11 protein-coding genes are annotated in these 13,199 nt (G+C 54.6%); 4 read left to right on the forward strand and 7 right to left on the reverse strand.

Going from position 1 to position 13,199, the window contains the following annotated elements:
* Positions 1-256: 256 nt before the first annotated feature.
* Together M4951_RS24435 and M4951_RS24440 are read right to left on the reverse strand one after the other, a co-directional pair.
* The gene (locus M4951_RS24435) at positions 257-619 is read right to left on the reverse strand and encodes a hypothetical protein (RefSeq protein WP_262024211.1); all 363 of its coding nucleotides are present in this window, start codon (positions 617-619) and stop codon (positions 257-259) included.
* Between the two features lie 136 nt (positions 620-755).
* A complete protein-coding gene (locus M4951_RS24440; RefSeq protein WP_262024212.1) occupies positions 756-1,715 on the reverse strand; it encodes a DUF1559 domain-containing protein in 960 nt (319 codons plus the stop codon).
* Between the two features lie 657 nt (positions 1,716-2,372).
* Between M4951_RS24440 and M4951_RS24445 the strand changes: the two genes are divergently transcribed.
* Complete coding sequence (locus tag M4951_RS24445) at positions 2,373-2,816, forward strand: Dps family protein (RefSeq protein WP_262024213.1); 444 nt, start codon at positions 2,373-2,375, stop codon at positions 2,814-2,816.
* 303 nt (positions 2,817-3,119) lie between these two features.
* Here the strand turns inward: M4951_RS24445 and M4951_RS24450 are convergent, their stop codons facing one another.
* Entirely contained in the window at positions 3,120-3,911 is a 792-nt protein-coding gene (locus tag M4951_RS24450) for a sugar phosphate isomerase/epimerase family protein (protein ID WP_262024214.1), read from the reverse strand.
* A gap of 168 nt (positions 3,912-4,079) precedes the next feature.
* Between M4951_RS24450 and M4951_RS24455 the strand changes: the two genes are divergently transcribed.
* Positions 4,080-6,746: a hypothetical protein gene (locus M4951_RS24455; protein ID WP_262024215.1), complete on the forward strand. Its 2,667-nt coding sequence runs from the start codon at positions 4,080-4,082 to the stop codon at positions 6,744-6,746.
* Positions 6,747-6,769: 23 nt separating this feature from the next.
* Here the strand turns inward: M4951_RS24455 and M4951_RS24460 are convergent, their stop codons facing one another.
* Both M4951_RS24460 and M4951_RS24465 read right to left on the reverse strand, forming a co-directional pair.
* Positions 6,770-7,201 carry a hypothetical protein gene (locus tag M4951_RS24460; protein WP_262024216.1) on the reverse strand — a complete coding sequence of 144 codons (432 nt, stop codon included), beginning with the start codon at positions 7,199-7,201 and terminating at the stop codon, positions 6,770-6,772.
* 262 nt (positions 7,202-7,463) lie between these two features.
* Positions 7,464-8,141: a response regulator transcription factor gene (locus M4951_RS24465; protein ID WP_262024217.1), complete on the reverse strand. Its 678-nt coding sequence runs from the start codon at positions 8,139-8,141 to the stop codon at positions 7,464-7,466.
* Positions 8,142-8,566: 425 nt separating this feature from the next.
* Between M4951_RS24465 and M4951_RS24470 the strand changes: the two genes are divergently transcribed.
* Positions 8,567-8,704: a hypothetical protein gene (locus M4951_RS24470; protein ID WP_262024218.1), complete on the forward strand. Its 138-nt coding sequence runs from the start codon at positions 8,567-8,569 to the stop codon at positions 8,702-8,704.
* 73 nt (positions 8,705-8,777) lie between these two features.
* Entirely contained in the window at positions 8,778-10,139 is a 1,362-nt protein-coding gene (locus tag M4951_RS24475) for a DUF4041 domain-containing protein (RefSeq protein ID WP_262024219.1), read from the forward strand.
* 89 nt (positions 10,140-10,228) lie between these two features.
* Here M4951_RS24475 and ilvB read toward each other — a convergent pair whose 3' ends face one another.
* Together ilvB and M4951_RS24485 are read right to left on the reverse strand one after the other, a co-directional pair.
* Positions 10,229-11,959, reverse strand: coding sequence for a biosynthetic-type acetolactate synthase large subunit (gene ilvB, locus M4951_RS24480; RefSeq protein ID WP_262026965.1), 1,731 nt, complete (start codon positions 11,957-11,959; stop codon positions 10,229-10,231).
* A gap of 304 nt (positions 11,960-12,263) precedes the next feature.
* Positions 12,264-13,181, reverse strand: coding sequence for an NAD(P)-dependent oxidoreductase (locus M4951_RS24485; protein WP_262024220.1), 918 nt, complete (start codon positions 13,179-13,181; stop codon positions 12,264-12,266).
* Positions 13,182-13,199 lie beyond the last annotated feature (18 nt).

Below are 13,199 nucleotides of genomic sequence, written 5' to 3' on the forward strand. Positions count from 1 at the left end.
CCGTAAGAGGCCTCAGGACCAACCTCACCGTTCCTGGTGCGCAGGCCGCCTCTTCAAACGGGATGGTAAGCAGCCGATTTTAGACGCATTGCAGAGCGATGCCTCTTACTGACTCTGTCGGCCCCGACAGCGGAGCTATCGCGGCCAACCCGGGGAAATATCGCAGCTTCAAAGCTCGCGCCTCTGGCTACGTTGGGAAAGAGATTCAGCCGTTGCGGATGATCGATCAGGCTTTGATCGGATGGCTCGACTGGGGCTACTCCGACGCCTGGGTCAGCGCATCTGCGGCCGCTTGCAGCGATTTCATTTGCGACTTCAAAGCGTCTTTGTCCGCTTTCTCTTGGTACATCGATTGAAGCTTCAGCGCTTCATCGCGCACTTTGGCGAAACCTTCCCCCCGATCAGATGCGCCTTCGAGAGATTCCAGCATCAAATCAAGATTCCCTTTGGCGGAACGGGGTGATTTCTCCGCAACGTTAACAAAGTCGGTGACCTGATCATGAACGGACTGGGCGACTTCTGGATTGGTTGTTCCAACGCCTTGGCTACCTGGACCGCTGGGGCAACCAGTGCAGAACAGCAAGCAGGCGGCAATAAGAGAAAAGCTGCGAATGAACATAGATATACCTGGAATCAGCGAAATAGCCCAACAAAAAACAAACAGGGCAGCCCGAAGCGAATCGGCAAGCCCATCTGCCTACGTGAAATGGCAGATGGGTCTGAGCAGAACTAACTTGGAGGATTTAACCTTTGGGCTACGGCAGCGTGGTGACGTTGCCATCGGCGATCGCCAGCGCGTTGGCGTAGGTCGTCTGATCGATCGTTTCGGCGACAAAGCGGCAACTCGCATCGCCCAAACACATGATCACGCCACCGGGATGAAAGCTACGAGCGGCGACTCCGCCGTTCCAGTGCCTATCGGGATCAGAATTTTGGCCGAAGACCGCTTGATCGGTCTCATTCCCCGAGTAGCTGCTCGCATCCATTCGCTGCTTGGTATTCGGCGTGATGATCATCTCGGGCGAACTGGAAAAACTGCGACCCGTGAAAGTTGGACCAGCGGCAAAACCCCACGCGCCGCGATCATCGCCGCCATGGTTCAGAATCATGATCTCGCTAAGAATTATCGAGTTCGACGTGCCATCGGTCATGTCACGAAACTTGGCGCCATATTGACCATTCACGTTGAACGCGCCTTTGCGTGCATTGTTGGTGAAGTCATCCGCTTCGTACAATAGGCAACCACCCTGGCTGACCGCATAGTTCACCTTGGCGAAACCATTAAAATCTTGCGTCAGAAACGTCGTGACCGCGGGATGACTAGGACACAGAAACGCATCGGGACGTTGCCGAGTGACTTGGTTATTGGTGGTATTACGAGCCACAACTCCAAAATCATATAGGTCATGCAAGTTCGTTTGCTCCAGGAACGGCAAGAGCATCAAAGCCCAAGTTGCTCCCCAGTCATCTTCACGCGCAGTTTCGGGCGCGTCCCCAGTTCCTAGCCAAACCGCAGCCGGCGGGAACGAGCCGAACGTATCGTGATAGTTGTGCATCGCCAGACCGATCTGCTTTTGCTGATTGGTGCAAGTCATGCGACGAGCCGCTTCGCGGGCTTGTTGAACAGCCGGCAGCAGCAAGGCAATCAAGACGCCGATGATGGCAATTACTACCAGCAACTCCACCAGGGTGAACCCAGCTCGTTGTTTTTGCATGAGAAGACTCCAGAAAGATGAGAAAAGAAAAACGAATCATTCCAAGAGCCGCCATAGGAAGTAGGGAATGGGCGGCCGGTTGCGCAAAGTAGTCCCTTATTGTATCGACATTCCTGAGAATTGTTGCGAATTCGATTGGAAGATGTTCGGATTTTGCTGTAACCCGTGAAATTTCAACCGCTGGTCAATCTATTTGCGCCCGAAAGGCAAGTAATCTCACATTGACCCTCTGAGTTTTTTTACGGACAAGCCACCTGATTCTGCCTTAATTGACTGATTGGGAAGAATAGAAGGCCCGAAAGGACATCGCAACACCTACTTTTCGATTTGAGTTGGCGCGAGCGAGCTTGGGTTTGCTGACCCTGGCTGCACAGCCTCGTTAACCGGCCCACGAAGGGGGGTTAATCACCCCATGGGACAAATCGCCGCCGACGCTAGGATCGCCTGTGGAGTGGCGACTTGCGCCGAGAAGTCGAAGTGTTGCGCCAAGCCAAACTTTCGGCTGCAAATTATTTGTTCCGTAAATTCGTCCGAAAACACCAGCCCGAACTTGGGATTCTGACGCACCCCGAGCGCCCTAATTGGCCCCCGATTACCGCAGCCGTATCATGAGGTCTCACTCCGCAGATACGAACTTCACCTTCTGGAGATTTCCCGATGAGCGATCATGGCGCCGCGAAAGAACTCGGCAAGCTGTTAGCCGATTACTCCGTCTTCTACCAAAAGTTACGCGGCTATCATTGGAACGTCGTTGGCAAAGAGTTTTTCCCGCTGCACGCCAAGTTTGAAGAGTTGTACAACGACGCGGCCGAAGGGATCGACACGTTGGCCGAACGTATTCGGGGGCTCGGCGCCAATCCGCCGGCTACGTTTGGCGAGTTTCTCCAATTGACGACGATGACCGAAGACAGCTCACAGCCGTCGGCCGAAGCGATGGTCGCTAATCTGCACGCCGACATGGGCAAGCTGAACGAACATGTCAAAAAGGTTCACGCTTACGCCGAAGAGATCGGCGACACCGGCAGCGTGATCATCTTGGAAGACTTTATCGTCGGTCTGGAGAAAGAACGCTGGATGCTCAGCTCTTACCTGCAGGCGTAACGCCGCGGCAAGAAATGGAAAAAGGCGATCCAGCCAGCGGGGGCAAACATCGGGGGAATTGCCGGCTGAGATCGCCTAAAGCGGGGGACACGTCGAATTTCGAAATCCACCGTCGTTCGGGCAAACAAAATAACGATGGAGCTTCTCACTCGACACCTAAATTGTTCGTGTGCTCACGAAAGAAGTCCACCGCTGCCGGATGTGGTTTTCCGTATTCGAGCCGGTGAACCAGCCGCAAATGTGGGAGCGAACCACCAAGAGGACGGCGATAGCTTGCGCCATCCGTACAATCGGCGATCGCCATTACTCGGCGTGGGGGACCAGTTGCCGCAGGTACTCAAGCGATTGCTCGATTTCTGCGCGGGGCGACTGAGGATTTTCGCGCACGACTGTAAGAAAGCCGTTGTAGCCGGCGTCGTCGAGGATCGCCAACAACATCGGAAAATCGGCGGAACCTCGTCCTAGTTCAACTTCGATACCGCGACCGATCGCCAGATCGCGAACTCCATCTTTCGCGCGAACATGCCGCACATGCTTGATCAGCGCTTCTAACGACTCGCGCGCCGAGAAACCGTTGACGATGAGTGCGCCTGGATCAAACTCAACGCCCAACAGTCCGTCCGGCAACACATCGAGCAGGCGGTTGAGATCTGCGGCCGATTCTGGCCCTGTTTTGGCGGTCATAAAGACTCCCTGCTGATGCGCGTAACGGCCGATCTCGGACATCACGTCGCGCAGCAGCGTGAAGTTTGGATCGGTTTCTTCCGCCGGAACGCGACCGAGATGATTGGTCAGCACCGGAGCGCCCAGTTTGTAGGCGCAGTCAATCGCCTCTTTGGTCGCCAGAATGCGGCGGTCCAGATCTTCCGAGTCGTAATAGCCGCGGCGCGTCGGATAGGTCGCGGCGCAAACCTTGAGATTCAAGTCTTCTAGCAGTTTGCGAAATTGCCGCACGCCGGTTTGCGACAGTTCACGCGGCGCGATTTCGTGGCGCAGATCGATTTCGACGCCTCGAGCGCCTAGTTCCGATGCGACCTGCAACGCTTTGCGGACCGGAAGACGAAGGGAACGAAGTTGAACTCCAAAACGAAACATAACGGTTGTCGCGATTGTCAGGGTTGTCGGGTGGGGGGCGTCCAAGCGACGGCTAGTCGATGACGCGTCCGTCTGGCTTTATCCGTGGAATAAGCAACGTTTTCAAGTACCTTTGCGCGCAGCAAGCGCTCGCGTCGTTGATTATTGTCCCTTTGCGTCCCCTGCGATATGACCTCGCTTCTGTTATTGCCGATTCTGATTGCCGCGATGCCGCAGGCCGATGCGCCCATCGAATCGCGTCATCCAGAGGCGATCGAGCTTTACCATTGCGATTTTTCGCAAGACTTTGATTTGAACTACGACGAGTGGCCCGATCAATGGACGCGACGCGGGGGAGTTGGATATCCGCGCTATCTAGATATCAAAGTATCGGAAGAAGACGCCGCCGTCGGCGATCGTTCGTTGAAAATCGCACTCGATGGCGGAGCGGCTGCGATCTATAGCCCGCCGATCGAAGCACGGGAGATTTTCAGCTATGTCTTGGAAGCGCGGATGCGCACCGAGGGGCTGACGTACGACAAAGCGTTTCTCTCGATTACCTTTTTCAACGCCCAAGAACAGCCGATCGAGACTTTCTATTCTGAGCAATTTCGGGAGACCGGCGGTTGGATCAAGCTACGCGTCGGACCGGTAGCGCCAAGTTCGTCCGATGTCGCCATGGTGGTGATCGGACTGCATGTCGAACCAAGCGGCAAGATTGACGAAGACCTCACCGGCGCCGCTTTCTTCGACGATATCTGGTTTGCGCGGCTGCCAAAGATGATGCTCGCGACTCCTGATAATAACCATGTCTTTTCCGATCCCAGCCAGATCGAGATCATCTGCGAAATCACCGGCATCGTCGAACGCGATCCGCGAATCGTCTTTGAACTGGTCGACGTCGGTCGCCAATCGTTGGCCAAGATGGAAAGCCGCTTGAACGGCAGAGTGGTGGCGCGCAAATCGAACCTGGCGTCTGAGTTGTTTGGCAAACAAGCGCAGGCGACGGTGAATTGGGATGTCGGCTACGCCGGCAAGATGCAATGGAAGCCGCCGATATCGCAGTTCGGCTTTTACGAAGTGCACGCCACCATGATCGGCAGCACTGGGCTCATGCATCGCCGTGTGATTTCTGTGGCGGTCGTGCCAGACGAACCTCCGCCAACCTCCGGCGAGTTCGGCTGGTCGCTGCGCGATGCGGAAACGCCGCTCGACATGACCAACATGGGCAACCTATTGACCAAGGTAGGCGTGAACTGGGTCAAGTTCCCGGTTTGGTACGGCGAGAACGAAAAAGAGCGGGCCAACGAAGTAGCTCGATTCGCCGAGCGTCTCAAGAAGAACCATATCGAAATGATCGCGCTGGTCGACAAGCCGCCGGCCGATATTCGCTATCTGTTTGGCGAAAGTGAGAATTTGTTGGTCGCCAGCATCTTCGCCGAACCGATCTTGTGGCGCCCTTATCTCGAACCGGTGATGACTCGCCTGTCGTTGAAGGTGCGGTACTGGCAATTGGGATCTGACGAAGACGTCAGTTTTGTCGGCTATCGGAACTTGATCGAGAAACTATCGCAAATTCATGCCGAACTGAAAAAATCGGGACAGGACATTCGACTCGGCGTGCCGTGGCGCTGGATGGCCGAAACTCCTGCGGCGCGCAAACTCCCCTGGGACTTTCTCGCCTATTCGATCATTCCGCAAAACGGCGACGTGAATGAAGTGATTCCGTTAACCAAGAATGAACTCGCTTCGTACCTGGATCGATCGGCTGGCGCGACGCAGCGATTTGTGACGATCTATCCCTTGGCGCGCTCGAAATACACGACCAACGAACGTGCCCGCGATTTGCTGGAAAAGATGTTGGCCGCCAAAATTCATCATGCCGAAGCGGTGTTCATTCCTCGGCCGTTTGATCGTGAATACGGATTAATGAACGAAGACGGTTCTCCCAGCGAACTGCTGCTCCCTTGGCGGACGACGGCGCAAATGGTCTCTGGCGCAACGTACTTGGGGCAGCTTGAGCTTCCCCAGGACAGCAACAATCATGTGTTTACGCGCGACGGGGCGACAACGATGGTGATTTGGAACGATCGCCCTGTCACCGAAACTTTGTACCTGGGGGACAGCGTCGAAGTGGTCGATCTCTGGGGACGCCGCGTGACGCCGACTCAAGAGGAGCATCGCCAGGTGATTGAAGTCGGCCCGATCCCGATATTTGTGGTCGGTATGAACGAATCGGTCGCCAAGATGCGAATGAGTTGCCAGTTTGACCCCAACGTCTTGAGCAGCAATTTCGGCATTCCTCAGCGTTTGAAGTTATCGACGAAAAATGAGTTTCCGCAAAGTTTGAGCGGAGTCATCCGCATTGTCGGCCCTGACGTTTGGGAGATTACGCCCGACGTGACTCCGTTCAAATTGTCACTCGGCGGCGAGTACGTCAACATGCTGAGCATCTTGCTGCGGAACGACGCTTCGAGCGGCTACCAACGCGTGCGGCTGGATTTTGAAATTGAAGCCGACAAAACTTACAAGTTTAGCGTTTATCGGCGGATCCTGATCGGCAGCGGCATGCTCAGCGTCGAAGCGTCGAGCCGATTGGATAAAGCGACCGGCGATTTGATTGTCGAAGCCGAACTGTTGAAGCAAGATGACGAGTTCTCGACCTTCGACTGCATGCTGTTTGCACCAGGAAGAAAGCGTATGCAACTGCGCGTGACCAACATGTCGCGTGGACGAAAGTTGATCACTTATCGCATTCCACAAGGCTCTGATTTGATTGGCGCGAACCTGCTGTTGCAGATTCGTGAAATCGGCGGGGTTCGAATCTTCAACCACCGCATCCTCGCCGAATATTAGCGCCAGCATAATCGCGGCGGCGCCTACTCCCAGTTCAAAGCGTCCAACGTCCGCGCCAGTCGCACCGCTTCACGAAATGGCGCCAGAGACCATTGCGGCTTGTAGCGAATGGCGAAATAGAAGTCGATGTCGTAGTGCAAATTCACCACGGTCGACAAGTGGGTGCAATTGGTCACTTCGACGCACAAAGTTTGTCGAGCCCGTGATTCGGCGCCGATCAAGCTTCCCCAAAGATAACCGCGACGAAAGCGGAGCGTCGGCTCTCGTTCGATTTGGCGAAAACCTGCGGCCTGGAAAAAATCGACAATGCGCTGCTTCAAATTGTCGGCCGGGGTCACTTGAAATTGAAATCGATCGACGAAACCGCTCCAGATAAATCCCGCTGGACATTCGGCGTGGATCAGTCGCCCAGATTCGGCTGCTTGCGGCGACGCGTAAGGATTCATTTCGGACATGCGAGTCGCCTATGGTTCAAACAAGAAGGGCGTCCTTGAATGATGGCGCGAATCGCCGATGACGACAAGAAAAATGCGCAAAACGCCGTTTACGACGAGCGGATGCTAGCAATGCCGGGAAGGCGGTTCGATTTCATAGGCGCGGCTGGGGGGAGATCGCCCGCCATGCAGAGCCGTTTTACGCGGGAATCTACGCCAGGCCGCCAAGGGTGCTCATGCTGCGAAGATGCAGCAAGAGCGTGGCGTTCAACTCCTCGGATGGTTACTCTTTTTCACTGGATACCGAGGATGGGATTTCGGACTCGAGCGGCATCAAGGGAACGTCCGCGACAAGCTCACCCAATAAGCCGGTCGTTACCGCCAAGTCAAACAGACGCGACTTGGTCGTAATCTTGAGCTTGCGAAAGATACTAGAGCGGCGGAACTGGACGGTCCGCAAACTGAGTTGTATCTGATCCGCGATCTCTTGATTGGTGCGACCCGCGAGCATTAACCGCATCACATGCGATTCTTCTTTGGTCAAGCTTTTTAAGCGCGTGCGACCAGCGGCGTTTTGCTCAAGATGTTGTTTTCGAGAGTAAGCCGCGCCGACGGCGCTGCGAATCGCAGTGAGCAAGTCTTCGCTACGACATGGTTTTTGCAACACCGCCGAAGCGCCAATCTGCATCGCTTGCACGATAAGCGCTACTTCAGACGCATCGGTAAGAAAGACCGTCTCGATCGAAACGGGGAGCGTCTGGACGCGTCTCATCAGATCGAGATGACCGCTATTCAGTTTGAGCAACAGGCAACCGCAGGACCCTGGTGAAAGGAGGTCGAGAAGTTGATCGGATTTCAGAATCGAGACGAGTGGTAACGAGATCGATTCGACCAATCTTTGGAGCGAATCAATCACCGCAGCATCGTCATCAACGAGGTACAGCGAAGGGACGTTGGTCATGGACTTCCAGCTACGGGCAAAATGTCTCACGCCGCGCAGTTCTTCTGCGCTGCTTTCTATGCCGATAGTGTGCTGCCCATAGCTTTGTCATCTCTAGCATCATCGCTTTGTGCTCTGCATCAAGAACAAAATGTCCCCGATGCGATTCCCGGGCTTACCTGCTGTGCCTGAATCCTGAGCGATGAAACGCTGATTCTAGAGATGTGATCGAGTGCGACAAGTGGAAGGATTAATGAGACGAATTTTTGGAATGCATGACAACTATAGCATACGAACGCATCGGGAAAAAACCTTAAATTCGTTAAAAGTCGCCCCCTTCTTGCGCTACATGGGCAAAGTAATGGAGCATCTTTTGCCGAAACAGCGCAGGGGACGCCAAATTGCTTGGCCGAAAATAAACAAACGAATTGTTTGGACGCCGGTTCATGTCAGCACAAAAAGAAAAGCTGGTCAATTTGACCAGCTTTCTTTGCGATGTCAGTTTTTTGGGGACGCAGGTCGCTTACTCTTTAATGATGTCGTTGACCGTCATGCCGGACGGAATTGCAAACGACTCGAGATAAAACGGATCAATCGTTTCCAATCATTCACCCCCGAAAGTATACTGCGATCAAACTGCATATCAGGGGGGTCAAAATGGCTATCTTATTTCTCGGCCTGTTTATCTTGGCAATGTTTGGCTGTGCTGGGCTTTTTTTTTATGCTCAACAAATCGTTGAAAAGAACCACTCTCTTGAGGATCGAATCGATGTCTTGAAAAAATACGAACCTATCGTAAATGTCGAACGGGAGTGCCAAAGAATTCACTCTGACGCCGTCGAATATGCTCGAACTACTGTTCAAGCGGCGAATAGTGAAGTCGCTGTGTTCCGGGCAGAAATAGAGCAAGCCAAGATAGTGGCAGCGCATTACCAGCAGACGGCAGCCGCTATGCAAAATGTTATCGAAGGTTATGGCGCTCAGTATCTTGCATCACCGCATGAATTGCTTGATGATCTCGCCACTCATTACGATCATACTTCGGCCGGTGCCGAGCTAAAGAAGGCACGCACCATCTCGAAAGAGATTATTCGAACCGGACGAGCTGCGACATCAAATGTCGGCGATCCCAATGTGAGGAAGTCCGCCATCGATTTCGTGACGGAAGTTTTCGTAGGAAAGACGGACGCTATCTTGTCTAAGGTCAAAAGCGATAACTATGGAATACTGGTGCAGAAACTCGCCGATAGCTTCACGTTGGTGAATCACACTGGCGCAAATTTCGGAAATACTTTCATTACTCCTGAATTCTATGAAGCCAAACGTCAAGAATTGCAATGGGCGGTCGCCGTACAAGAATTCCGCCAACAAGAAAAAGAAGAGCAGCGACAGATTCGTGAGCAAATGCGAGAGGAAGAACGCGCGCGACGTGAATTTGAACGTGCTATTCGCGAAGCGGAGGATGAAGAACGGCGACTAAAACAGGCGATGGAACAAGCGAAGCGAGAGCTAGAATCCGCTTCTATCGAACAACGTTCCGTCTATGAAGCGAGACTAGCCGAACTGGAGACGAAGCTCGCCGATGCCGAAGCGAAAGGCGAACGAGCAATCTCAATGGCCCAGCAGACCAAGCAAGGGAATGTCTATGTCATCTCGAACATCGGTTCCTTTGGCGAAGATGTGTTCAAAGTTGGACTAACGCGACGTCTTGAACCCATGGAACGAGTCAAAGAACTTGGCGATGCGAGCGTCCCCTTTTCTTTTGATGTGCATGCCATGATTCCAAGCGAAAATGCACCGGCGCTCGAAGCGGAACTTCATCGGCGATTCGCCGCATATCAGGTAAACAAGATTAACTTCCGCAAAGAATTTTTCCGTATCAAAATCGAGCAAATCAAAGAAGTCGCTGAAGAGATGGGATACAAGGTGCATTGGACGATGAAAGCATCTGCGGAAGAATATTACGAATCACAAAACATCGAGAATCAATCGGCCGTTGAAGATGTTATGACTATGTGATTTGAAAAAATTGCGTGCAGCAATAAAGAAAAGCTGGTCAATTTGACCAGCTTTCTTTGCGATGTCAGTTTTTTGGGGACGCAGGTCGCTTACTCTTTAATGATGTCGTTGACCGTCATGCCGGACGGAATCATCGGCAACACTTGTTCTTGGTACGGGACTTGGACGTCCAGCACGTAAGGCCCGTCGTAATTGATCATCTCTTCGATTGCGGCCCGCAGTTCGGACTTGCGACTGACCGTCGCGCCGCCGCAGCCGAAGCCTTTGGCGATCATCACGAAGTCCGGGTAGCGTTCAGCGGCGTAACGTTCGTTACCATCGCCGGTCGCTTCCGGATGGTGAACCGGGCCCAGATAGGTGTGGGCGCGGTTGCCGGACATGAAACGATCTTCCCACTGCACGACCATGCCGAGATGCTGGTTGTTGAGCAGCATCACTTTGACCGGCAGTTTTTCGCAGAAGCAGGTCGCCAACTCTTGGATGTTCATCGTGAAGCTGCCGTCCCCTTCGATGTCGATGCACAACGCGTCAGGGAATGCGACCTGAGCGCCCATCGCGGCCGGCAGACCGAAGCCCATCGTCCCCAGGCCGCTACTGCTGAGCCACGTGCGGGGCTGCTTGAACTTGTAGAACTGCGCGGCCCACATTTGATGCTGGCCGACGCCGACCGAGATGATCGTCTCACGCTCTTTGCAAATCGCGTTCAACTCGGCGATCGCATGTTGCTGCAGGATACCGTCAAACGACGTATCGTACTTCAACGGCTCGTCTTTCTTCCACTTGGCGCACTGTGCGACCCATTCTGAAATGTCTTCCGGCTTCTCGACAATATCGCACAGCATGCGCAGCGCCGGTTTCAGGTCGCTGACGACCGGGAAGTGAGCCAGCTTGTTCTTGTTGATCTCGGACGGATCAATGTCGATATGGATGATCTTCGCTTGCTTGGCGAACTCGGCCAGTTTGCCGGTCACGCGATCGTCAAAGCGAACGCCCAGCGAAATCAGCAAGTCGCAATTTTGCACCGCGTAGTTCGCGTAAACCGTACCGTGCATCCCCAGCATGTCCATGCTGAGCGGATCGTCGCCGGGAAAGCTGCCGAGCCCCATCACCGTGGTCGTGATCGGAATGCCGGTCTTTTCGACCAACTCTCGCAGCTCTTCCGAAGCGCCCGAGGTGATGATGCCGCCGCCGGAGTAGATCATCGGACGTTTGGCCCGCTTGATCGCCGCGGCGATTTGCTTGATCTGTTCCGGCTTGGCCGTACGGACTTCATAGTTGTAGCCCGGCAGATTCATCGGACAGTCCCAATCAGGAACAATCTGCTCTAGCTGGACATCTTTCGGAATGTCGATCAACACCGGACCAGGACGACCCGTCGAAGCGATATGGAACGCTTCTTTCATGATCCGGGTCAAGTCGGCAATGTCGGTCACTAGGTAGTGATGTTTGGTGATGCCGCGACAAACTTCGACGATCGGCGTTTCCTGAAACGCGTCTGAACCGATGACGGCTCGCGGCACTTGAGCGGTGATCGCGACCATCGGGATGCTGTCAAGCTTGGCGTCGGCGATCGCCGTCACCAGATTGGTTGCGCCCGGTCCGCTGGTCGCCATGCAAACGCCGACTTTGCCGGTGGTGCGCGCGACGCCTTGAGCGGCGAAACCGCCCCCTTGTTCGTGCCGCGGCAGGATCGTGCGGATCTTGTCTTTGTAGCGCGTCAGCGCCTGGTGCAACGGCATGCTGCAACCGCCGGGGTAGGCGAAGATGACATCTACGCCGTGCCGTACCAACGATTCGATCATGATGTCAGCGCCAAGCATCAGTCCCGTGTCGGTAGCGGTAGTAGCGTTCACCTTTTTCAACTCCGTAGCAGTAACAGAAAAAAATGGGATCGCCCCTGGCGATCCCGGCGGTATTTCTCGCAACGTATAAGGATAGGCGAGTCGCCCGCCAGGTTCAACCAATTGTCGAACTTCTCCGACGCCCGAAATCACCGCTCCCATGCGCTCTCCCGCCTAATATCGGCGGGCGACAGGCGATAATTCAAAGATCGACCAGCCGGCAGGGGTAGGCCGTTTTTGCGGGAAATTTAACTTCCGCCGCTTCTGTCAGGTCAACCACCGCTTATCGGTTTCGCCAATCGACGCCGCTGAGCTGACTGAGGGCAAGAAACAACGCCTGAGTTCCGTCGCGGCCATGCCCTTGGGACTTCACCCCCTGATAGAGCTGCTCGGCCAGGGCCAGCCCCGGTAAAGCGATTCCCATTCGCCGCGCTTCGGCCAGTGCGATCCCCATATCCTTGATAAAATGCTCGACAAAAAATCCAGGATCAAAGTTGTTGTTAATGATTCGCGGGGCCAAATTGGTCAGCGACCAACTACCGGCCGCTCCGGATCCGACCGATTGCAGAACCGTTTCGAGGTCGAGCCCTGCTTTGTAACCGTACAGCAGACCTTCGCAAACTGCGACCATCCCCGATGCAATTAACGTTTGATTGACCATCTTGGTGTGCTGCCCGGCGCCGGGCCCCCCTTGGCGAACGATCGTCTTGCCCATCGTTTCCCAGCAGGGCTGCAGCGCGGCGACGACCGCTTCGTCGCCGCCGATCATGATCGATAGCCGTGCCTCTTTGGCGCCGATGTCTCCGCCAGAGACCGGCGCGTCAACGCTCGAAACTCCTTTTTCGGCCGCCATTTCGGCGATTTCAATCGCCAACGAAGGTTGGCTAGTCGTCATGTCGACGATCACATTGCCTGCTTTCGAGCCCGCCAAAACCCCATCGTCCCCCAAGATCACGGCACGTACGTCGGTCGGAAAACCGACGATGGTGAAAACGACATCGCTCTGTTGGGCGACGGCTTGCGGCGTTTCGCCCCACGCGGCGCCTTGATCTAGCAGGCGTTGCGCTTTCGCTTTGGTGCGGTTGTAGATGGTCGCCGAGAAGCCTGCGTCGATCAGGTGCCCGCACATGCTGGCGCCCATCACGCCGGTACCGATCCAACCAATCTTCGTTTTGCCGGGGGTAATCGAAAGCGGGGGCATGTCACTGTCTCGCAATGG

This window comes from Blastopirellula sp. J2-11 (assembly GCF_024584705.1).
In the GTDB taxonomy this organism is placed as follows: domain Bacteria; phylum Planctomycetota; class Planctomycetia; order Pirellulales; family Pirellulaceae; genus Blastopirellula.

Excerpts from the sequence above, each read along its gene's own strand:
- M4951_RS24435 (WP_262024211.1), bottom strand. The coding sequence starts at position 619 with ATGTTCATTCGCAGCTTTTCTCTTATTGCCGCCTGCTTGCTGTTCTGC.
- M4951_RS24440 (WP_262024212.1), bottom strand. The coding sequence starts at position 1,715 with ATGCAAAAACAACGAGCTGGGTTCACCCTGGTGGAGTTGCTGGTAGTA.
- M4951_RS24445 (WP_262024213.1), top strand. The coding sequence starts at position 2,373 with ATGAGCGATCATGGCGCCGCGAAAGAACTCGGCAAGCTGTTAGCCGAT.
- M4951_RS24450 (WP_262024214.1), bottom strand. The coding sequence starts at position 3,911 with ATGTTTCGTTTTGGAGTTCAACTTCGTTCCCTTCGTCTTCCGGTCCGC.
- M4951_RS24455 (WP_262024215.1), top strand. The coding sequence starts at position 4,080 with ATGACCTCGCTTCTGTTATTGCCGATTCTGATTGCCGCGATGCCGCAG.
- M4951_RS24460 (WP_262024216.1), bottom strand. The coding sequence starts at position 7,201 with ATGTCCGAAATGAATCCTTACGCGTCGCCGCAAGCAGCCGAATCTGGG.
- M4951_RS24465 (WP_262024217.1), bottom strand. The coding sequence starts at position 8,141 with ATGACCAACGTCCCTTCGCTGTACCTCGTTGATGACGATGCTGCGGTG.
- M4951_RS24470 (WP_262024218.1), top strand. The coding sequence starts at position 8,567 with ATGTCAGCACAAAAAGAAAAGCTGGTCAATTTGACCAGCTTTCTTTGC.
- M4951_RS24475 (WP_262024219.1), top strand. The coding sequence starts at position 8,778 with ATGGCTATCTTATTTCTCGGCCTGTTTATCTTGGCAATGTTTGGCTGT.
- ilvB (WP_262026965.1), bottom strand. The coding sequence starts at position 11,959 with ATGCTTGGCGCTGACATCATGATCGAATCGTTGGTACGGCACGGCGTA.
- M4951_RS24485 (WP_262024220.1), bottom strand. The coding sequence starts at position 13,181 with ATGCCCCCGCTTTCGATTACCCCCGGCAAAACGAAGATTGGTTGGATC.